Origin of the sequence: Amycolatopsis sp. (assembly GCF_025464955.1) — a bacterium.
In the GTDB taxonomy this organism is placed as follows: domain Bacteria; phylum Actinomycetota; class Actinomycetes; order Mycobacteriales; family Pseudonocardiaceae; genus Amycolatopsis.
The window spans coordinates 18,915-40,543 of record NZ_JAODNM010000019.1 but is presented as its reverse complement, the minus strand read 5'-3'; the positions used below and the strand labels follow the sequence as shown (position 1 = coordinate 40,543).

Genomic DNA, 21,629 nt, shown 5'->3' with positions numbered 1-21,629 from the left:
ACGGGCTCAACCGGCCCTGTTCGCGTGTAAACATGTTGTCCGCCATGGCAAAACGCCGGACAGGTAAGAACGGGCACGCCTGATGTCCATTCCGCCTCAATGCCGTGGTGGAAGCAACCGTTCGGGCTCACTGATGGACGTTCGCCCGCCATGTTGATCACTATGCGGGTATGGGAGCACGCGGTCAGTGAGTGAGCCAACGCCGCACCCCTGCGCGTTTCGTGCAGGCGCCCGCGTCGAACGTGCAGGACACTTGCCGAACCGCGGTGCACAATCATCGGGACCAGACCTCGGCTGTATGGGAGCGCGGCTCAATGCGGAGTTTCGACTATTCCCCGAATCCTGCCCGGGTGGTGTTCGGTTCCGGGACGGCGAAGCGGGTGCGTGACGAGGTCGAGCGGCTCGGCCACTCGCGGGTGTTGCTGCTGGCCAGTCCCCAACTGGACGTTCCCGCCGGCCAGGTCTCCGACGTACTCGGCGACTTGCTGGTCGCGCGGTTCGACGGGGCGGCCATGCACACGCCCGTCGAAGTGACCGAGCAGGCGCTCGACGTCCTCCGCGAGCACGACGCGGACTGTGTCGTCGCGATCGGCGGCGGCTCGACGACCGGGCTTGCCAAGGCGCTCGCCGTGCGCACCGGTGTCGATCAGGTCATCCTCCCCACGACGTACGCGGGTTCCGAGGTCACCCCGGTCCTCGGGGAGACCGAGGGGGGCCGGAAGACGACCCGGTCGGCGCCGGAGATCCTGCCGGAGACGGTCATCTACGACGTCGACTTCACGCTCGGCCTGCCGCTGAACCTGTCGGTCACCAGCGGCGTCAACGCCCTCGCGCACGCAGTCGAGGCGTTGTACTCCCCGCAGGCCAACCCGATCGTCGACGCGATGGCGCTCGACGCGATTTCCGGGATCGCACGGGCCCTGCCGCGGCTGCGCGAGGATCCGTGGAATCTCGACGCCCGGGGTGACCTGCTGCGTGGCGCGTGGCTCGCCGGAACCTGCCTCGGCGCGGTCGGAATGGCGTTGCACCACAAGCTTTGCCACACCCTCGGCGGTTCCTTCGACCTGCCCCACGCCGAGACTCACACGGTGATCCTGCCGCACGCGATGGCCTACAACGCACCCGCGACGCGCGATGTGATGGCTCGTATCGCCGCTGCTCTCGGCGTCCCTGACGCGCCCAGCGGGATGTACGACCTGATCGTGGCGGCAGGCGGCCCGACGTCGTTGCGTGAACTCGGCATGCGTGAGACCGACCTCTCGCGCGCCGCTGAACTGGCCACCGCCAAGCCGTACCCGAACCCCCGTGAGCTCACCACCGAAGGCATCGTCGCGCTCCTGGACGATGCCTGGCACGGCCGACGCCCCGAAGCGCCGACGTCCGATCTGACCCGGCTCACCGAACAGGTCGTCGAGAGCTTCTCCGCCGCGGCCGGCACCAGGGTCGCCACGCTGCTCACCGACCTGGTCCGTCACCTGCACGGCTTCGCCATCGACAACGACCTCACCGAGGGCGAGTGGATGACAGCCATCGACTTCCTCACCCGCACGGGGCACATCACGACCGACACGCGGCAGGAGTTCATCCTGCTTTCGGACACGCTCGGCGTGTCCAGCGTCGTCGACCTGATGACCAACTCCCGCACCCCGGACACGACCCCGTCCGCGGTGCTCGGCCCGTTCTACGTCGAGGGCCCGCCGCCGAAAGCGCACGGCAGCGACCTCGCCGAAGGCTTGCCCGGTCTGCCACTGTGGGCCGACATCAAGATCATCGACACCGCGGGCGCGCCGGTCGCGGGGGCCGTCGTCGACGTCTGGCAGTCCAACGAGGATGGTTTCTACGACGTCCAGTTGCCCGACTTCGACGGCCCAGTGCTGCGTGCCCGCTTCACCACCGACGACCGCGGCCGGTTCACCTTCTGGTCGATCCTGCCGTCCGAGTACCCGATCCCGGCGGACGGCCCGGTCGGGCAGCTGCTCGACGCCGTCGGCCGCCATCCGTTCCGCGCCCCGCACGTGCATTTCATGATCAGCGCGCCGGGCCATCAGCGGCTGGTTACGCAGCTGTTCGTCAACGGCGGCGCGTACCTGGACTCCGACACCGTGTTCGGCGTCAAGGACCGCCTGATCGTCGACTTCACCCCGCAGGACGGCCCCACTCCCGACGGCCGGGAACTCGACGTGCCGTGGCGCCTGCTCGACTTCACCTTCCGTATCGCCAAGAACTGAGGTTCCCACGATGAGCGACTACGACACCGACGTCCTGGTCATCGGCAGCGGGCCCGCCGGCGGTTCGGCGGCTCTGCTGCTCGCCACCTACGGCGTGAAGACGCTGCTGGTCAGCAAGTACGGCTGGGTGGCGAACACGCCTCGCGCGCACATCACCAACCAGCGCACGATGGAGGTCCTCCGCGACCTCGGTCTCGAGGAAAAGGCACTCGCCGAAGGCACGCCTTCGGCGCTCATGGGCGACACGGTCCTGTGCACCGCGCTGGCGGGCGAGGAAATCGGCCGCATCCGCACCTGGGGCACGGGCCCGCATTCGATGAGCGAGTACGCCGTCGCCAGCCCGTGCCAGATGATCGACCTACCGCAGACGTACATGGAGCCGATCCTCGTCACCCAAGCTGCCGCACGCGGCGCGAAGGTCCGGTTCGACACCGAGTTCGTCAGCTTCACCCAGGACACCGACGGCGTCACCGCGCTCCTGCGCGACAGGTTGCGCGGAGACGAGTACACCGTCCGCGCCCGGTACCTGGTCGGCGCGGACGGCGGCCGCAGCCTGGTCGCCGAGCAGCTCGGGCTGCCGATCGCGGGGCAGGCGGGCAAGGCGGGGAGCATGAACATCGTCTTCAAGGCGGACCTCTCGGCGCATGTCGCGCACCGCCCGAGCGTCCTGTACTGGGTGATGCGTCCGGGCGCGCACCTGGGCGGGATCGGGATGGGGCTGGTCCGGATGGTCCGCCCGTGGAACGAATGGCTGCTGACCTGGGGTTATGACATCGACCAGCCGCCGCCGGAGGTCGACGACGCGGCCGCGACGCAGATCGTGCACGACCTCGTCGGCGACTCGTCGATCCCCGTCGAAATCACGTCGACGTCGTTGTGGACGGTCAACCAGAGCTACGCCACCGAGTACGCGAGCGGCCGGGTGTTCTGCGCCGGGGACGCGGTGCACCGGCATCCGCCGTCCAACGGGCTCGGGTCCAACACGTCGATCCAGGACTCCTACAACCTGGCGTGGAAGCTCGCGATGGTCGTCCGCGGCGAGGCCGGTCCGGCGCTGCTCGAGACGTACAGCGAGGAGCGGGCGCCGGTCGGACAGCAGATCGTCGACCGCGCCAACCTCAGCCGTGACCAGTTCGGCCCGATTTTCGAGGCGCTCGGGATCGCCGGCGGTAGCGACGACGAAGGCATTGTCGCTGGGCTCGCAGCCTGTCGCGCGACGGACGCCGAAGGCGCGAAGCGTCGCAGGGCGCTCGAAGAGGCGATCGCGCTGAAGAACTACGAGTTCAACGCTCACGGCGTCGAGCTGAACCAGCGTTACCGCTCGCTCGCCGTCCTCGACGACGACGGCCCGGAAGAGGAGTGGCCGCGCGACCCGGAGCTCTACCACCAGCCGTCGACGCGGCCCGGTTCCCGGCTTCCGCACGCCTGGGTGGTCGATGCCGACGGACAGCGAGTGTCCACTTTGGACTTGGTGGGCCGCGGGTCGTTCAGCCTGGTGACAGGCTTGTCGGGGGTCGGCTGGAACGCCGCCGCCGAACGGTGTGCCGAGCAGTTGGGCGTCCGGCCGCGCGTGGTGTGCGTCGGTGACGTCGACGCGCGTGACGCGTACGGCGAGTGGAGCCGCGTGTCCGGCATTGCCGAGGACGGTGGCCTTCTCGTGCGTCCCGACGGTTATATCGCCGCTCGCTGGACGTCTACGCCGGGCGACGAGAACGCACTCACCCGGACCATGTCGACAGTACTTGCCCGCGTTACAGAGAAAGACGCTGCTGGGTAAGGAAATTACCCGGTCGGGTAGCGCGTGGCCAACCTCGTTGACAGTGCTGGGCCCGCTCAGCACTCTGGATGAAGTGGCTCTCCGACCCCGTACCTTCCGTTCTCCCCGCTCGGCCCGCCCCGCTACCCAGCAGCACGTCGAGATCCCCGAACAGTCCTTGCTCCGCATCCCGGTCGAGGAGTTGCTCTCGTTCGTCACCGAGGTTTTCGCCGCCCACGACGTCCCCCGCGCGCGAGCCCGGATCGCGGCGGAGGCGATCTGTCACGGCGATCTCACCGGAAACCCTCGGATCGGGCTGGCCGGGCTGACCCGCACCTACCTGCCGTTGCTCGAAAGCCGCCAGGTGCGGCCGCGCGCCGAGCCGCTGGTCATCGCCGACAGGGGCGCCGCCGCGTTGGTCGACTGCCGCCGGGCGCTGGGCCTGTGGGCAGTCAGCGATGCCATGGACAGCGCCGTCCTCCGGGCCGGGCGTTACGGCGTCGGCCTGGTCTCCCTGCGCGGGGTCAACGCGTTCGGGCGGGCCGGGCACCACGCCGGGCGCGCGCTCCCACACGGGATGATCGGCCTGGTCCTGGCCACCGGCGGCGAGCGCAACACGGTGCGCGAGGGCGTCAACCCGCTGGGTATGGCAGCGCCGGGCGGGGCGTATCCGGCGTTCGTGTTCGACCTCGACGCCGCCGGGCTCGACGGGCCCGCCCCGGCCACCGCCGGGCTGATGCTGCTGGTCGAGGTGTTCGCCGGGCTGCTGTCCGGGGTCGAGGACCACGACCACGACACTGGGCTGTTCGTGATGGCCATCGCGCCGACGGCCCTGCGCAGCGCGGACGGGTTCTACCGCGCCGCGAGCGCGCTGTTCGGCAGCCTGCTGGGCTGGGACGACGGCGCACCGATCCGGTACCCGGGCTGGCGGGAGGCCGAGCACCTCGAACAGTGCCAAGCGCTCGGTGTTCCGATCGATGTCCACCTCTATCGCGAGCTGGCCGCGCTGGCCACCGACCTCCACCTGCCGCTGCCCCAGGGCTCGTGAGCGTTCCGGCCGCCTAGAACCGGCCCAAACACTCACGAGCAGGGGTCTTTCCGGTTTAGGGTCGGGCCGTGAAGTTCCAGGTCCTCGGCCCGCTGACGGCGTCCATCGCGCTGCCCTCGGCGGGGCAGCCGCGCCGGGTGCTGTCGATCCTGCTGGCCAAGGCTGGTGAGTTCGTCCCCCGCGACACCCTGGTCGACGAGATGTGGCCCGAGGGCGCGCCGCCGAGCGCGTCCGCCATCGTGCAGATGGCCGTGTCCAAGCTCCGCAAGGCGTTGGGCGTGGAGCCCGGCGGGGACAGACGCCTGCTGACCGGCCCCCTCGGGTACCGGCTGAGCGTCGGCGCGGGGGAGTTGGACGCCGACGAGTTCCTGAAGCTGGCTGCGGAAGCAGCTTCGGCGACCGACCCGGCGCGTCGTCGCGCGCTCTTGGAGGCCGCGCAGGACAGTTGGCGCGGGCCGGCGCTGGCCGACGTCGTGGGCGGGCCGCTGGTCGAGGCCCACAAGCTGTGGCTGAACGATCGGCGTTGGGCGGTGTTCGCCGACCTCGTCGACCTCGATCTGGCCGAGGGCAGGCACCCGGAGGTCGTCGAACGGCTGGCCCCAGTGATCGCCGAGCGGCCGACCGACGAGCGGCTGGTCGCCGGGTTCGTCACGGCGCTGGACCGGTGCGGACGCCGTGACGCGGCGCTGGAGTCGTTGCGCCGTACGAGGGAAGCGTTGTGGGAGCACACCGGGGTGCGACCGGGCCCGGAGCTGCTCGCGTTGTACCGCCGGCTCGCCGGGCGGGACTGGACGGCTGTCGGCCCGCCCGCGCAGCTTCCCCCGGCCACGCCGGACTTCGCCGGTCGGGTCGGCGCGCTCGCCGAGCTGGATCGCGCGCTGCGCACGCCGGGGCCGGTGGTGCTGCACGGGCCGGGCGGCGCGGGCAAAACGACGCTCGCGATCAAGGCCGCGCGACGGGCGTTGAAGCGTTACCCGGATGGCCAGTTGTTCGCTGAGCTTCGCCGTCCGGACGGCACCGGTGTCGAGCCGCGAGCCGTGCTGGCCGCTTTCCTGCGGGCGCTCGGTGTCCCACGCGAAGAACTGCCTTCCGACGCCAGCGAGCTCATCGCCCTGTGGCGCGGTCACACCGCGCACCGGCGGCTGCTGGTACTGCTCGACGACGTCGCGTCCGAGCGTCAACTGCGGTCGCTGTTGCCTAGTGGCTCGGCCTGCGCGGCGCTCGTGACCACGCGCCGCCGGCTGCCGGGGTTGGCTGGAGCGCGTGCTGTCGACGTCGGCGACTTCACCGACGCGGAGGCGTTCGACCTGCTCGGCTCGGTCGCCGGGCGTGCGCGCCTGGATGCCGAGCCGGGGGCTGCCGCGCGGCTCGTCCAGCAGTGCAGAGGGCTTCCGATGGCCGTCAGGGTGGTGGGAGCGAAGCTTGCTCACCGGCCGTACCTGCAGGTCGGCGAGTTGGTGGCGCGGTTGGCCGTCGAGCGTCGAACCCTCGACGAGCTGGTCGCGGGCGACCTCAGCATCCGTGGCGCGATCAAGGAAAGCCTTCGTGATTGTCCGCCGCAAGTGCGTGAGGCGGTACGCCTGTTGGGCGCGTTGAAGCTGCGCGAGGTCACCGAGTGGTCCGCGGCCGCGCTGCTCGACCTCGGGATTCCCCAGGCGCGGGACGTGCTGGACGGCTTGGCGGACTGCCACCTCGTGCGTGTCACCAGTCGGGACCAGCTCGGCTTCGTCCGCTACGCGCTGCACGACTTCGTCCGACTCTTCGCCCGCGAAGCCGAAGACGCTTCTGCCGTACGTCGCGTCCTCGACGGCTACCTGGCCGCTGCTCGGCACGTCGCGACGTCGTTGGGCCGCGCTGTCACGACATCCGAGGACGCCGTAGCGCTCCCGAGCGAACTCCGAAGCCGCATCGAAGCCGACCCCATCGCCTGGCGTGAAAGCGAGATCGACAACCTCGCGACCACCGTGCGCATCGCGAGCGGGCACCGCTGGCACCGGCTCACCGAGCGACTTTCCGGTGCGTTCACCGCACTGGCCGATGTCCGCCCCGCGGACTCCTCGGCGCGCGTCGTCTCGCTGCTGGGGCTGGCCGCCGCCCGGCGCGGCGCGGACCAGACCGGCACCGCGACCAAGCTGCTCGACCTGGGGACGCTGCACTGGGAACGCGGCCGCGCGGGCAGTGCTCGACGCTATTTCGCGATGGCCGAGGCACGGTTCCGCGCACTCGATGACCAGCGGGGCAGGGGAGCGGCGCTGATCGCGCTCGCCGACGTCGACGCCGAGGTCGGTGACGGCATCGGCGCGCTCAACGGGCTACGGGAGTCGCTCACCCTGCTGCGTGGCTGCGGTGACGTCGGCGGTCAGTCCGTCGCGTCATACCAGCTCGGTTCCCTGCTGGACGACCTCGGTGACGGCCGCGGCGCGATCGAGAGTTTCGAGGTCGGCATGCTGCTGGCCGAGACCTGCGGCGATGCGCGGCAGTACAGCCGCGCCGGCAAGCGGTACGCCGACGTCTTGCGCCGTCACGGACGTTACGACGAGGCTGCGTCGCTGCTCGACGAAGCGCTGCGAGGCGCGGTGAACGCGCACGAGCGGCATTGGGAGGCACACGTTTTGCGCAGCATCGGTGACCTCCATACGGAGCTTTCGGAACCCGACGAGAGCCGGCGCCACCTCACGCGTTCGCTCGAGCTGTTCGAGCAGCTCGGACACCAGCACGCGGCGGCGTACACCCACCGCGGCCTCGCCGAAGCGTGGCACCGCGCCGGAGATCCCGCGCTCGCCGAACGGCACCTCGCGACGGCCATGGGGACGTTCCGCGAGCTGAAAGATCGTCGCGGAGCCGGGTACGCCCTGCTCAGCCTGGGCCGGATCCGCGGCCGGTCCGGCGACGCGCCCGGTGCGGCGGCGTCGCTGACGCAGGCGGTGGACGTCTTCCGTGGCTTGGGATTCCCGCTGTGGGAGCTGCGTGCGTTGTCGGAGCTTGCCGAGGTCCCGGGCTCACACCCGAGCGGCCGTGACCAGGTTCGTGATCTCTTGACGAAGATCAGCGCCAACACCCGCGACGAGTAGCCCCGGGCACTCGATCAGACCCGGCGTTTAGCGAAGTTATAGCGCTGGGGGCTTGGCTTTCGGTGTCCGTACCGACACAGGAGGCAGTCATGCGGGTTGTTCCGATAGCACGCGCCGCGGTCGCCGCCGTGGGGATCGCCGCGACGCTGCTGTTCGCCACCGTCGGTACGGCGTCCGCGGTGACGAAACTGAGCCAGTCGGCGGCGGCCTCGCAGCTGAGCGCGGCGGGCATCACCCATTCGTCGAGCGGCAACTGCACCACCCGGTCGAACTCGACCTGCACCTCCTTCGACCAGATCAACGCCTCGACGGTGAACGGGATCATCACGCTCAAGCACGCGAGCGGCTGCGCGATCAACATCACCGGCGGTACCGAGGTCGGACACGCGTCGGGCACTTACAGCCACTACAACGGCTACAAGCTCGACATCGCGCACAACAGCTGCAACGACGGCTACATCAAGGGCAGCTTCACCTACATCGGCCTTCGCGGTGACGGCTACCCGCAGTGGAGGGCAGCCTCGGGCAACCTCTACTGCGACGAAGGCAACCACTGGGACATCACCTACTTCTAAGCCTTCGCCCCCAAATCCGCTGAGGGGGCTTCCTCCGATCAGTGCGGCACCCCCCCTCGTCGCACTGGCTGGCCCCGGAAGCCCCTTCAGCACCTTTCGGCTGTGCCTCGTCACGGACACGCGCCCTCTCGGCCCGCGGGCTCAGGCGAGGGCCGCGGCCAGAAGGGCGAACGCGGCGACGATGACGGCGATGCGGACGTAATGGAAGCGGTCCCAGCGGTTCATCTGCTCCTTCCAGTCCTCGGGCCGGTTCTCGACGGTCCACGTCTTGCTCCGGTTGTTGATCGGGACGAGGAGCAGGAGCGACATGATCACGCTCACGATCAGCAGCGCGGCGGCGACGACGACGAGGCCGGTGCCGGGGCGATGCCATCCGGTGATGGCCCAGACTGCGCTCAGGACGAGCGAGCCGATGTACCAGAACGGCATGACGGCGCCGAGCATCCGACCCCCGTGGGCGCGGCCGCGTTGGGTGCTGTCGTCGGGGAGTCCGTTGAGGATCGGGTTGATGACGAAGGAGACGGAGAACTCCACCCCCACCATCAGGCCGACGACCACGATGGTGAGGACCTCGAGTGCGCTGAGCATGGTGACCTTCCCGGAATCTAGCGTTGCTAGTTACTGGATCAACGCTAGTACTATCGACGCTTGGTTGTCTAGCGGTGCTAGAATTGACCCGTGTCGGTACCGGAACGCAAGCAGCGCGAACAGGTGGACCGCGAGCACCTCATCGTGGCGACGGCTCGCGAACTCGCCGAGCAGCAGGGCTGGGACGCGGTCACCACCCGCCTGCTCGCCGAGCGCATCGAGTACAGCCAGCCGGTCCTCTACAGCCATTTCCGCGGCAAGCGCGAGATCATCGGCGCCGTCGCCCTCGCGGGTGCCGCCGAGATGGCCGCGGCGCTACGGGCCGCGACCTCCGCAGCGGACGGCCCGCGCACCCGGGTCACCGCTCTCGTCTGCACCTACCTCGACTTCGCCGAGCGCAACCCGGCGGTCTACGACGCCATGTTCCAGCTCGACGGTGGCCTGACGTTCGCGAACGAGGACGCACCAGCACCGCTGAAGGACGCCTTCGCGGCCCTGCTGGAAAACCTCGCCGAGGTCGCCGGCGACGGCGTCCACCCGGCACTGTTCACCGAGGTGTTCTGGGCGGCCCTGCACGGGCTGGCCACCCTGACCCGGGCGGGACGGCTGCAGCCGGGGGACGCCAAGCGGAGGGCGGAGCTGCTGATGGACCGGCTCGCTATGGTCTGACACGCCGAGACTCGTGAGCGTTCCGGCCGGTTAGAACCGGCCTAACCACTCACGAGATCTTCAGTGCCCGCGGACTCACGTGACCTTGCCGAGGCGTAGGGGAGTCGATCGGCCGAGTTTGACGTCCTCGCCGCAGGCGGCGCAGATTGTGCGTGGGTTGAGGACTTGGCCGCAGCTGTGTTCCCACACTGTTGGTGGTTCGCCTTCGGTGATGTAGTGGTCGCCCCAGTTCATCAGGGCGAGTAATACGGGGTGTAGTGCGCGGCCTGCCTCGGTCAGGACGTATTCGTAGCGCGGCGGGTGTTGTTCGTACTGCTGCTTCTGCAGTACGCCGGCTTCGACGAGGGTGCGTAGTCGTGTCGCGAGGATGTCGCGGCTGGCGCCGGTGTTGAGCACGATCTGGTCGAACCGGCGGATCCCGAAGAACACCTCGCGCAGTGCCAGCAGGCTCCAGCGTTCGCCGACGACAGCGAGGGCGTTGGCGATGGAGCAGTTTCTGGCTTTGCCGGGCATAACGACGGTCCTTCCAGTTGCGATTTCCAACCTAGCGGGCCTTGGTGAAGACCAATGCCGCGTTGTGGCCGCCGAAGCCGAAGGAGTTGCTCAACGCCGCGTCGATACCGAGACGGCGTGGAGCCGACCGCGTGACATCGAGGTCGAGGTCGTCTTCCGGCACGTCGAGCGTCGGCGTCGGCGGCACTACACCGTTTCGGACCGATAGTGCGGTGACGAGCGCTTCGAGCGCGCCCGACGCGCCGAGCAGGTGTCCGGTCATCGCCTTGGTCGCCGAAACCACCGGACCATGCCCGAACACGGTCCCGATCGCCCTGGCCTCGATCATGTCCCCACCCGGCGTCGACGTCGCGTGCGCGTTGACGTGGGCGACGTCAGACGCGCCGAGTCCGGCGTCGGCGAGAGCCGCACGCATCGCGGCAACCTGGCCGGCGCCAGTGGGATCGGGCGCGACCATGTCATAGGCGTCGGACGTGATTCCCGCACCGGCCAGGACGGCGTAGGGCCGGCGTCCCCTGGCCGCCGCGGTGGTGGCGCGTTCGAGGACGAGGACGGCCGCGCCCTCGCCGAGCACGAACCCGTCGCGAGCCTTGTCGAACGGCCGTGACGCGTGCGTCGGATCGTCATTGCGGGCCGACATCGCCCGTGCCTGCGCGAAACCGGCCATCGTGAGCTCGTCGACGCAGGCCTCGGTGCCGCCCGCGATGACGACGTCGGCCCGGCCGAAGCGGATCAGGTCGAGCCCGTGCGCGAGCGCCTCGGCGCCCGACGCGCAGGCGCTCGCCAGCGTGTTGGCGCCGGCTCGCGCACCGAGGTCGATGCTGATCGCCGCGGCCGCGCCATTGGGCATGGTCATCTGGATCATCCGCGGGGACACCCGGCGGTAACCGGCACCGGTGAGCGCCTCCTTGTTGCCGATCAGCGTGGTCACTCCGCCGATCCCGGTGCCCATCACCACCGCGACACGATCCGGGTCGACGACTCCGCCGGCCAGTTCCGCGTCCTGCCAGGCTTCGCGTGCGGCGACGACGGCAGCCTGCGTCGAACGGTCGAGCCGCCTGGCCTCGACCCGTTCCAGTCGGCTCATCGGGTCGACTGCCATGCGCGCGGCCAGCCGGGCAGGCAGTGCGGCCGCCCACTCGTCCGGCAGCGTGATCACCCCGGACACGCCGTCGAGCAGCGCTTTCCACGTGTCCGTAGCGGTTCCACCGAGCGGAGTCGTCGCACCGAGGCCGGTCACGACGACGTCCATCATGGCTCCTCCGTTGAGAAGAGCACGTCGTCGGTGATCATGGCTCCTCCGTTTTCTTCCGTGCCCGATAGCCGCCGCTGACTTCCTTGACGGGTTTGTGCGGGAAGCGTTTCTCGGCGTAGGCCTTCGCCGGCGAACCCGGGGTGATGTAGAGGTTCTCGACCTTGTCCTGCAACGGCTTCAGCACAGTCGCCATGAAGTTGCTACGGTCTTCGAGGTAGGGGCCGAGCACGTCTTCGCCCGCCGGGCACACCGCCATGCAGTAGGCGGCCTTGTAGTTCGGCTTGAAGGCCAGGCTCTGCCACATCGACGCGTTCTCCGAGTCCGTGACGCGGGACCGGAAGTCCGCACCGTCATCGGAATCGGCGACGGTTTCCACCCACTCGGTGAACCCGCTCATGAACTCGCGGTAGTTGTGCGTCGAGCAGGCCATGAAGTCGAACTCGCCGCTCTTCGAAATCGCGCCCACCGGGCAGGCCGCGACGCAGAGCTTGCACTCCAGGCAGGGGTTGTAGTCGAGCGGTTCGCCGTGCGCACTGACCTCGGCGTCGACGATCAGCGTCGCCAGCAGGACGAAGTTCCCGAACTTCGGGTGGATCACGTTGCGGTGGATGCCCATCGCGCCCATGCCCGCCGCGACGGCGACGGTCTTGTGTGCCACCACCCAGATCCGCCCCGGGAAGCGGTCCATTTCCATCGGGAACGTCGCGGACGGGTTGAGCGCGCGGTGCCCGGCGTCCTGCAGTGCCTGGACTACCGTGCGCGCGGCGTCGTTGATGAGCTCCCCGCTGCGGTGGAACTCCAGGTTGGCGACGCTGCGGGCCGGCGTGCGGACGTCGTCGCGGTTCATCCGCAGTACCAGCGAAACCAGCGACTTGGCGCCGGGGAGCGCGGCCACCGCATGCGGGCGCTCCCCGGCGAGGTCGGGGTGATCGAGCGAGACCGCCGCGGCGTCGTCCGCGCCCGCGGACAGGCACAGTTCGCGCAGCCAGTCCGCGTCGATCACCTCGGGCGGAGATCCCTCGCCGCGGGCCAGTACCGCCCGCACCGAAGGATGTGCCGCCAGCTTCGGTGGAAGCCGTTTGCTCACAACGCTTCCAGGATGGTCGCGTTCGCCTGGCCGCCGCCCTCGCACATGGTCTGCAGCGCGTAGCGGGCTCCGCGCTGTTCCATGGCGTTGACGAGCGTGCCCATCAGGCGGGTGCCGCTCGCGCCGAGCGGGTGGCCGAGCGCGATCGCGCCACCGTTGACGTTGACCTTCGCCGGGTCCGCGCCGGTTTCCTGCAGCCAGGACAGGACCACGCTGGAGAACGCCTCGTTGACCTCGAACAGGTCGATGTCGCCCAGACTCAGGCCGGCGCGCCGCAGCACCTTCTCGGTCGCCGGGATGACGCCGGTCAGCATCAGCAGCGGGTCGGACCCGGTCACCGCGAAGCTGTGTAGCCGGGCGCGCGGCTTCAAACCGAGTTTGGCCGCGATCTCGCTGGTGGTGATGAGCGTGGCCGACGCGCCGTCGTTGATCGGGCTGCTGTTGCCCGCGGTCACCGACCAGTCGATCTGCGGGAAACGGCGGCCGAGGTCTTCGTCGAAGAAGGCGGGCTTCAACTTCGCCAGGACCTCCGTCGAGGTCCCCGGCCGGATCGACTCGTCGGTGACGGCCAGGCCCGACGGCGTCGACACGGGCACGATCTGGCTCGCGAACAGGCCGTCCGCGGTGGCCTTGGCGGCGCGTTCGTGCGATCCGGCGGAGAAGACGTCGAGCGCTTCCCGGCTCAGGGACCATTTCGCGGCGATCAGTTCGGCGCTGATGCCCTGCTGGATGAGCCCTTCCGGATACCGCGCGGCGACACCGGGGCCGAACGGATCGAGGCTGGGCAGCATGTTCGAGCCCATCGGCACCCGGCTCATCGACTCGACCCCGCCCGCGATCACCAGGTCGTAAGCCCCGGCGAGGACGCCTTGCGCGGCGAAGTGCACGGCCTGCTGGCTACTGCCGCACTGCCTGTCGACAGTGGTCGCCGGCACGCTGTCCGGGAAACCGGCGGAAAGCACGGCCGAGCGGGTGATGTTCTGCGACTGGTCGCCGACCTGCGAGACGGTCCCGCCGATCACGTCGTCGACCAGCGCGGGGTCGATCCCGGTCCGCTCCACCAGCGCCCGCAGTGTCGTGGCCAGTAGTTCTACCGGGTGAACCTCGTGCAACGAGCCTCCTGGCTTCCCCTTGCCGATCGGCGTCCGGACCACATCCACAATGACGGCGTCGCGCATGGCTTCCTCCTAGCAAAGTTGCCTTCTCCAACCGACTATGCCACCGAGTCGGTTGGAAAACAAGACTTGCTAGGGTGACCGGTCAGACGTTGCCGAGGACCCGGTTGACGGCGACCTCGATGACGACGCGTTCGGGGTTGGGCTTCGGCTGCCGGTAGCGCAGGCCGTAGCGGTCTTCGGCGTCTCGGACGGACTCGGCGTCTTCCCTCAGGACGGCGATGCCTTCGAGAGTCGACCAGCGCGGGCCGTCGAGCTGGCACATGGCGACCGGGATCCCGGCCGCACCGGCGGCGAGCACGCGCCGGGCCTTGTACGAACCCCGGAACGTGATGACCCTCGCCGTCGCCGTCGGGACGTCGAGGGTCACGCCGACCGCGACGACGTGCGGCGTGCCGTCCGCGCGCGGGGTGGTCAATGTGGAGAGGTGCCGTTCGGTCCAGAACTCGGCGAACACCGGACCCAGTGCGTTCAGATCGATCGTCATGGTGCCTACGGTAGGCACCGCTCAGCCATGGCCGCCGGGACCCCTCAAGGCCGCCAAGTGGCGGCCTTGAGGAACGCCGTCCCGCTGCTATTTCAGCGGGTTGTCCAGGCAGAGGGTGGACGGCCGGATCGGCCACAGGTCACCGATCGGCGGCTTCGGGACCAGCGGGATCGCCGCGGCCGCCAACTTGTCGTGCCCCTGCTCGGCGGCAGCGTGCAGGATATCGGTCGAGATCGACTGGTCGAGCGGGCTGATCTGCGGGTACGACCACGCCGACACGCCCTTTTCGGCGGCGGGGATCAGGAAGTCGACGGCCTTGTCGATGCTGCCGCCGTTGGGCGCGGTGTAGCCCCACAGGTCCACGCCGACCTGCTTGCCGATCTCGGCGAGCCTGCCCAGCGCGGTGAGGTTGAAGTTGGCGTAGTGCCAGCTGATCGTCCTCGTCAGCTCCAGCGGCTGGCTGCCGTCGGCTTTGATCTGCTTGGCGATCCGGTTCTTCTTCACGCTTTCGACGATGCTCTTCGCCATTGTCTTGTTGCCGATGTACAGCGCGGCGGTGGCGTTCTGCATGTCGATGTAGGAGCCGTGGTTGTTGGTCGCGGCGAGCTCCAGCTTGGCCTGCGGGCTGGTCTGCATCCAGTTCAGGAACTGCCCGACCCAGGTGGTGGCCGCGCTGTGGTCCTCGCTGGTCCAGCCGGGCGCGCCGGAGTCGAGGATGGCGAACGCGTCGAACACCGACGAGATCGACTGCGAGGTGTCGATGATGCCGGTGCCGCTGACGCGGTCGACACAGGGGATGACCTGCGAGTAGGTCAGGTTCGGGTTCATTTTTGTTGCCGGGTCGAGGAACCAGGTGCGGATGTCGAGGGCCGCGCGCTGCGCGTACTTGGCGTCGTGGGTGTAGAACCACGCCAGCGCGAGGTTCGGGATGGCGTCGAAGGCTTGCGCGCGCTCGGCGTGGTCGCTGATCGCGTCCGCCTCGGGGTTCCGCTGGCCGTCACGGTTGACGTACGGGCAGCCGAGCGGGTTGCCCGGGGTCTTCGGCTTGCTTGCCCATTGGTACGGCGCATGGCTGAGATAGTCGTGCTTGTCGCCGCTCGGCGGGACCACGTTCTTGTCCGTGACCGACCACGGTCCGGCGGTCAGTGCCGTGTTCGCTTGGGCCAGTAACGAGTTCAGTGCGGCTTTTTGGGAGCTGCTGGCGGTTCCCGTCGCCAGCTGGGCTTTGATGGTGACCAGTTGCGCGCCGTCCAGTACCACGGTTTTCGGCACGGTCGTGCCGGTGATGGCCCCGATCGCGGGAGCGCTGACGGCGGTGGGCACCAAGCCCACCAGCACCGACAACAGGGTTGCCCCGAGAAGTTTGAGAAGCCTGCTGAGCTGCGTCGACACTATTGTCCAACCCTTCGATGGCGAATTCACTCCTTGCGGAGGTGCCTACCCGGGCGGCGGAGCGGCTTTGGCGTCATGAATCTTGACGGCTTCGAGCCGCGCTGTCAATGCGCGTGTTCGGTCGGTAATAACTTCGGGCGAAAGCTGCCGCTCGCGTCCCGGTGAATGGAAATCTGTTGTCCCCCAACACCTTCTGCAAATTTCAATGGCGAGTTGACTACTTCAACTGGGTGTTGTAGATTCGATCTCGTGAGCCGCCTTTCCGCTAGTTACCTCATCCAGTTCGACGAACCTGCCGGGTATCTGGACTTCGCCCGCTTCGGCCCGCCGTCGCATACGGTGCTGGACACCACGGCCGCGTTGCTCGACCGTTCGGCGAAAGCTGGTCCGTCCACTGTGGATGAGTTGATGCGCCAGGAGGTTCGGGCGAAGGCTGCGGTGGCGCGGCTGTGCGGAACCGACACCGATCATGTCGTGCTGATGCCGAACACCAGTGTCGGGCTGTTCCAGGCCGCGTTCAACGCGCGCGGCGAGGTTCTGTTGTCCGGGGCGGAGTTTCCGGCCAACACCTACCCGTGGGCGCGGGCCGAGGAGGCGGGCAGGTTGCGGGTCCGCCGGCTCGAGCCTGAGCGCGGGTACGTCACGGCGGACGCCGTCGCCGCTGCCCTCACCCCCGAAACCACCCTGGTTTCGGTGAGTGCGGTCGACTTCCGCACGGGCTACCGCGCCGATCTCGCGGCCATCCGGGAGGTCGTCGGCGACAGAGTGCTTGTTGTCGACGGGATTCAGGGATTCGGCGTCACCGAGGCGCCCTGGGAGGTCGCCGACGTGCTCGTGGCCGGTGGCCAGAAATGGCTCCGGGCCGGTTGGGGGACCGGGTTCGCCGCGTTGTCGGACCGCGCGCTGGACCGGATGAACCCGGTGCTGTCCGGCTGGACGGGCGCGCGCGACCCGGGGCTGTTCGACGACGAGGTCCATCCGGCCGCCGAGACAGCGGCGAGCTGGTCGATCACCAACCTCAGCCCGGTCACCTCGGGCGCGTTCGCGGCCGCGCTCGAACTCGTCGAGGAAGCCGGAGTGCCGGCGATCGCGGCGAGGATCGCCGAGCGGGTCGGCGAACTGGAGGAGGTGCTGAACTCGTTCGGCGCCGGCATCGTCTCCGCCACCGAACGCCGAGCGGGCATCCTCGCCTTCACCCTGCCGGGGTATTCGGCGGCGGAGATCGGCGTCGCGCTCGTGTCCGAGGACATCGCCGCCACCGTGCGCCCCGAGCACGTACGCCTGTCCCCGCACGCGTCGACCTCACCCGCGTCCGCCGAACGGCTGCGCGTCGCACTCGCCCGGTTGACCAGGACGACGCGGGGCGCCGGGTACCAGGAACCCTTGACCGGACGGGTGGACGTCACGTACCCCGTGCTCACCGCGCTGGTCCCGGCGGTGGATTCCCTCGCCACCATGCTGGGTCCGGGAAACGAGGTGGTGCTGCATGACCTCAGCAAGCTGCCGGATTCGATCGTGGCCATCGCCGGCGGGGTCACCGGCCGCACCATCGGCGGCCCGATGACCGATCTGCTGCTCGGGCTGGTACGCCGCGGCAGCACCCAGGACCTCACCGACTACGAGACCCACGGCCCGGACGGGCACCCGATCCGGTCGTCGACCCTGTTCCTCCGGGATGCCGACGGCGTGGCGATCGGCTGCCTCTGTGTGAACAGTGCGCTGTCAGGCTCGGCGCGGCCCGGACCCGGCCTGGCCGAAAGCTTCCCGCCGGACGTAGACAGCCTGCAGCGGTTCCTGATCGACCGCGCGCTCGCCAAGGCGGGCATTCCCGTCGACCTGATGAAGAAGCGGCACAAGGCAGCCGTCGTGCGGGAACTGGACGAGGCCGGGTTCTTCCTCATCAAGGACGCGGTCGACGACTTGGCCGCCGAGCTGGACGTCACGAGGTACACGATTTACAACTACCTCAACGAAATCCGGGCCTGAGTCATGTCAGTTTTCTTCGCGCCGAACGAAAACGCGGTAGGCGGGCCGCAGCAGATCGACGAGCCCGTGGCGCCGGACCGTGATCGGGAGGGGGCCGAGCTGGTCGAGAAGCTCGTCGGGCCGGCCGGTGGCCAGTGGGCTCGACGGCAGCGGTTGTGTCTGCATGGCCCAAAAAGTATCGAGCGAGTTCGCCAACGCCTTCGCGCCGTCCGGCGTGTCCTCGTGAGCCTCTTCCGCGCCTTCACGGCGGGTTCGCAGGCCAGTGAGCAGTTGCTGCCGATCACGGCCGCGCCAAGCCAGGATTCGGAACGGGTCGGTGTCGAACGACTCGGCCAGCAGCTGGCAGACCGCGGCGAGATGACGGCACGGCACCTGCCAGTCCGGGCACGAGCAGTCCATCGACAGCTCGCGCAGGGTGTTCGGAAACAGCCGCAGGCCCAATTCCTCGAACACGGCCTCGATCTCCAACGGCAGTTCACCGGCCAGGATCTTGGCCGAGAACAACGCACTTTCGGCCAGTGCAACCTCAACCAGGTCCCACTCCGCGGCGTCGAGCGCCTTCACCCCGATGCGAGCGCGGTACGTGGACTCGGCGGCGTTTTCCCGGTGCCCCTGCACCTGCCCGACAACCACGCTCGTGGACAGCGACAGACTCAGTACCAGCCCGGCCTTGGCGTCCCGGCGGCCGCGGTCGAGGCCGGTGCCGAGGCCGAGCGATTCCAGCGCCGCGGTGAAGCGTCGAGACCAGCTCACGACAGCACCTCCGGCGCCGGTACTTCCGGGGACAGTACTTCCGGGGAGAGGGCGACAAGCTCGCGGAACCGGGCGGTCGACAGTTCGGTCAGCCAGTTCTCCCCGGCGCCGACAACGAGCTGCGCCAACGCCTTCTTGTCCTCGATCATCTTGTCGATCTTCTCTTCCAGCGTGCCGAGGCAGACGAACTTGCGCACCTGGACGTTCCGCCGCTGGCCGATCCGGAAGGCGCGGTCGGTGGCCTGGTCCTCGACGGCCGGGTTCCACCACCGGTCCAGGTGCACGACCTGGTTGGCGGCGGTCAATGTCAGCCCGGTTCCGCCTGCCTTCAGCGAGAGCAGGAAAATCGACGGCCCACCGGGGGACTGGAACCGTTCGACCATGGCGTCGCGAGCCGCCTTTGGCGTACCGCCATGCAGGAACAGCACCTCGGTATCGAACCGGGCGGACAGATGAGGCACCAGCATGCTGCCGAATTCGGCGAACTGGGTAAAGCACAGTACCTTGTCGCCTTCGGCAAGCGCCTCATCGAGAATTTCCTCGAGCCGCGCAAGTTTGCCGGAGCGTCCGGCAAGGCGCGAGCCGTCACGGAGCAGCTGCGCGGGATGGTTGCACACCTGTTTCAGCCGCGACATCGTGGCGAGCACCAGGCCCTTCCGTTCGATGCCCCCACTCCGTTCGATCTTCTCGAGCATGTCGTCCAGCACCGCCTGGTACAACGAAGCTTGTTCAACGGTCAGGGTGCACAGCTGCTTCATCTCGATCTTCTCCGGCAGATCGGAGATCACCGCCGGATCGGTCTTGAGCCGGCGAAGGATGAACGGCGCGGTGATCCGGCGCAGCCGGGCCGCAGCGTCCTCGTTGCCATACCGCTCGATGGGAATCGTGAACCGGGCGCGGAACGTGTTCGCCGAGCCGAGCAGACCGGGGTTGAGAAAGTCCATGATGGACCACAGCTCGGCCAGCCGGTTCTCGACCGGCGTCCCGGTCAGCGCCACCCGGTGGCGCGCGGGCAGCGCGCGGATCGCCCGGGCCTGGCGGGTCGTGCTGTTCTTGACGTTCTGCGCCTCGTCGAGCACGAGCCGGTCCCAGCCGATCCGGCTGAGCGCCGTGGCGTCCTTTGCGGCCAGTGCGTAAGTGGTGATGACGAGGTCGTTTCCGGCGACAGCGTCGGCGAGCTCGTCCTCGCCCGCTCGCGTGCTGCCGTGGTGTACCCGCATTTTCAGTTTCGGGGCGAAGCGGGCGCCTTCGCGTCGCCAGGTGTCGACCACGGACATCGGGCAGATCACCAGCGTGGGCGGGCGTCGGGTGTCGGCTCGGACCACCGCCTCCAGCGCGAGGAGCTGCACTGTTTTGCCGAGCCCCATGTCGTCGGCGAGGCAGGCACCGATGCCGAGCTCGCCCAGAAAGGCCAGCCACGCAAGACCTCTGCGCTGGTAGGGCCGGAGGACGCCGGTGAAACCGTCCGGAGCCTCCACCGGTTCGAGGAACTGTTCGACCTGTCCGGCCAGCAGTTTGCCCAGCCCGCCCTCACCGCTGACCGAGGTGACAGGCAGGGGGAGCCCGTCTTCTTCGGGCGCCAGCCCGATCTGATGCAGCACCTGGCCGAGCGAATCCCGGCCCTGGCCGTTGTCCCGCAGGAATTCGAGCCCGGCAGCGAGCCGCTTCGGGTCGGCGTGCACCCACTGACCCCGGATTCGGACCAGCGGAACCTTCGCCTCGGCGAGTTCCGTGAGCTCTCGCTGGGTGAGCTTTTCCTCCCCCAGCGAGAGCTCCCACCGGTAGTCGACGAGAGCCTTCAGCTCGATCGTCGCTTCGGCGGCGCCCGCGCGCGGCGTGTTCGCGCCGGAGGTCGTCAGCTTGAGGCCGAGCTCGACCGGACGTTGCCACCACGTCGGCACCAGCACCCCGAAACCCGACTGTTCCAAGGATGCGGCGTGCATCAGGAAGTCGTGCGCACCCGCGGTGTCGAGATCGAGACCGACCGGCTGGGAACCGTGCAACGCCGCGTCCAGCCCGGGATAGAGCCGGCTTGCTTGCCCGAGGTGGGTGAGCAGGAGTTCCTGAGGGCGGTCGATCCACCGGCGCAGCACGCCACCGTCGGCACGCCACACCTGCTCGGCCGGGACGAGCACACTCGGGTCGTCGGCCGCCTGCAGCAGGAAATCCAGCCGCCACGCGGGATCAGGCTCGTCCTGGTGTGTCTGGACGTCACGCAGGTCAGGGGAGCTGAGCCGGAAGCAGGTGCGCACCGGCCCCGCGTGCACACCACCGTCTCCCCACTTGGCGAGCTGCCTCGCGAGGGTTCTGCGTTGCGCGGGCTCGGCATCGAACTCGGCCACTCCGACGAGAGCGGCCAGCCAAGCTTCGGTGGTGGCGCTCATCGCGGCGACCTTCCCGCGCCGCGGCGGGAGAAGATCGAGCCGCTCGGTGGCGAGTCTCCGCCGCACGAGGGCGTCGACCAGGTAGTCCACTGTGGACCGCAAGAGTGCTGCCGGGTCCTGTCCTCGATGGTCCTGCCCGACGTTTTCGGCACGGCAGATCGGGGGCATCGCCTCCTGGAGCGCGTTGAACCGAGCGGAGTCCGGGCCGGTCAGTGCCGGTCGCCACCGGGCCGCCTCGCCGACCACTGCCGGTAGCACCCGCCCTCGGTCTACGAGTTCGCGCGCCAGCCTGGCGACAGCGATCAGGAAGTGGACGGATGCGCCGAGCCGGCAGTCCTCGATGGACTGTCCCCGTTCGTCGAGCCAGGAGAGTGCCGAGTCCGCATCGAGCAGGACGACCGGGACGACCCACGACCTCAGGCGGAGGCGTTCCCCGTCCTTGGGCTCAGCGACCAAGGCGTCGCGGGCCAACTCGGGCGACGACATGACCGTTGTCGCGGTCGAAGGGAGAAGCAAGGACACCGTGCTGACTTCACCGACTTCGCCAGTCAGTCCTAGTCGCTCGCGCAGTGAGTCGCCGGCCACAGCGAACGGATGAGTTGCCGTTTCGGCGGGCGTCGACCGGGTGGAATCCTCGGCCCACAAGGCCGTTTGCCCCCGTG

The 21,629-nt window shown here is 68.9% G+C and carries 16 protein-coding genes; 7 read left to right on the top strand and 9 right to left on the bottom strand.

Annotated features, from left to right (window positions below):
* Positions 1-314 precede the first annotated feature (314 nt).
* The 5 genes from JWQ81_RS02595 to JWQ81_RS02575 all read left to right on the top strand — a co-directional run bounded on the left by JWQ81_RS02595 (position 315) and on the right by JWQ81_RS02575 (position 8,678).
* On the top strand, positions 315-2,228 hold the full coding sequence (locus tag JWQ81_RS02595; RefSeq protein WP_297537126.1) for a maleylacetate reductase and hydroxyquinol 1,2-dioxygenase domain-containing protein: 1,914 nt from the start codon (positions 315-317) through the stop codon (positions 2,226-2,228).
* A gap of 10 nt (positions 2,229-2,238) precedes the next feature.
* Positions 2,239-4,005: an FAD-dependent monooxygenase gene (locus JWQ81_RS02590; RefSeq protein WP_297537125.1), complete on the top strand. Its 1,767-nt coding sequence runs from the start codon at positions 2,239-2,241 to the stop codon at positions 4,003-4,005.
* A gap of 73 nt (positions 4,006-4,078) precedes the next feature.
* Complete coding sequence (locus JWQ81_RS02585; RefSeq protein ID WP_297537124.1) at positions 4,079-5,032, top strand: Ldh family oxidoreductase; 954 nt, start codon at positions 4,079-4,081, stop codon at positions 5,030-5,032.
* 68 nt (positions 5,033-5,100) lie between these two features.
* Positions 5,101-8,103 (top strand): BTAD domain-containing putative transcriptional regulator, encoded by a 3,003-nt coding sequence (locus JWQ81_RS02580; protein ID WP_297537123.1) that lies wholly within the window; start codon positions 5,101-5,103, stop codon positions 8,101-8,103.
* Between the two features lie 89 nt (positions 8,104-8,192).
* Positions 8,193-8,678 carry a hypothetical protein gene (locus tag JWQ81_RS02575; RefSeq protein ID WP_297537122.1) on the top strand — a complete coding sequence of 162 codons (486 nt, stop codon included), beginning with the start codon at positions 8,193-8,195 and terminating at the stop codon, positions 8,676-8,678.
* Between the two features lie 141 nt (positions 8,679-8,819).
* Here the strand turns inward: JWQ81_RS02575 and JWQ81_RS02570 are convergent, their stop codons facing one another.
* Positions 8,820-9,266 (bottom strand): DUF1772 domain-containing protein, encoded by a 447-nt coding sequence (locus tag JWQ81_RS02570; RefSeq protein ID WP_297537121.1) that lies wholly within the window; start codon positions 9,264-9,266, stop codon positions 8,820-8,822.
* Positions 9,267-9,356: 90 nt separating this feature from the next.
* Between JWQ81_RS02570 and JWQ81_RS02565 the strand changes: the two genes are divergently transcribed.
* A complete protein-coding gene (locus tag JWQ81_RS02565; RefSeq protein WP_297537120.1) occupies positions 9,357-9,935 on the top strand; it encodes a TetR/AcrR family transcriptional regulator in 579 nt (192 codons plus the stop codon).
* Between the two features lie 75 nt (positions 9,936-10,010).
* On the opposite strand, the gene JWQ81_RS02560 is transcribed toward JWQ81_RS02565, so the two are convergent.
* The 6 genes from JWQ81_RS02560 to JWQ81_RS02535 form a co-directional block, all read right to left on the bottom strand.
* The gene (locus JWQ81_RS02560; RefSeq protein WP_297537119.1) at positions 10,011-10,448 is read right to left on the bottom strand and encodes a helix-turn-helix domain-containing protein; all 438 of its coding nucleotides are present in this window, start codon (positions 10,446-10,448) and stop codon (positions 10,011-10,013) included.
* 31 nt (positions 10,449-10,479) lie between these two features.
* Positions 10,480-11,703 carry a beta-ketoacyl synthase gene (locus JWQ81_RS02555; protein WP_297537118.1) on the bottom strand — a complete coding sequence of 408 codons (1,224 nt, stop codon included), beginning with the start codon at positions 11,701-11,703 and terminating at the stop codon, positions 10,480-10,482.
* Positions 11,704-11,737: 34 nt separating this feature from the next.
* The gene (locus JWQ81_RS02550; RefSeq protein WP_297537117.1) at positions 11,738-12,790 is read right to left on the bottom strand and encodes a 4Fe-4S binding protein; all 1,053 of its coding nucleotides are present in this window, start codon (positions 12,788-12,790) and stop codon (positions 11,738-11,740) included.
* Positions 12,787-13,968: a thiolase family protein gene (locus JWQ81_RS02545; protein WP_297537116.1), complete on the bottom strand. Its 1,182-nt coding sequence runs from the start codon at positions 13,966-13,968 to the stop codon at positions 12,787-12,789. The genes JWQ81_RS02550 and JWQ81_RS02545 overlap by 4 nt, the downstream gene beginning before the upstream one ends.
* A gap of 82 nt (positions 13,969-14,050) precedes the next feature.
* Entirely contained in the window at positions 14,051-14,452 is a 402-nt protein-coding gene (locus JWQ81_RS02540) for a pyridoxamine 5'-phosphate oxidase family protein (RefSeq protein ID WP_297537115.1), read from the bottom strand.
* Positions 14,453-14,539: 87 nt separating this feature from the next.
* On the bottom strand, positions 14,540-15,844 hold the full coding sequence (locus JWQ81_RS02535; RefSeq protein ID WP_297537114.1) for an alginate lyase family protein: 1,305 nt from the start codon (positions 15,842-15,844) through the stop codon (positions 14,540-14,542).
* 249 nt (positions 15,845-16,093) lie between these two features.
* Here JWQ81_RS02535 and JWQ81_RS02530 point away from each other — a divergent pair, with 249 nt between their 5' ends.
* On the top strand, positions 16,094-17,830 hold the full coding sequence (locus JWQ81_RS02530) for an aminotransferase class V-fold PLP-dependent enzyme (RefSeq protein WP_297537113.1): 1,737 nt from the start codon (positions 16,094-16,096) through the stop codon (positions 17,828-17,830).
* Between the two features lie 6 nt (positions 17,831-17,836).
* Here JWQ81_RS02530 and JWQ81_RS02525 read toward each other — a convergent pair whose 3' ends face one another.
* Together JWQ81_RS02525 and JWQ81_RS02520 are read right to left on the bottom strand one after the other, a co-directional pair.
* Positions 17,837-18,583, bottom strand: a complete 747-nt coding sequence (locus JWQ81_RS02525; RefSeq protein WP_297537112.1) for an SWIM zinc finger family protein — start codon at positions 18,581-18,583, stop codon at positions 17,837-17,839.
* Positions 18,580-21,489: a DEAD/DEAH box helicase gene (locus tag JWQ81_RS02520; RefSeq protein ID WP_366942244.1), complete on the bottom strand. Its 2,910-nt coding sequence runs from the start codon at positions 21,487-21,489 to the stop codon at positions 18,580-18,582. Before JWQ81_RS02520 ends, JWQ81_RS02525 begins: the two co-directional genes overlap by 4 nt.
* Positions 21,490-21,629 lie beyond the last annotated feature (140 nt).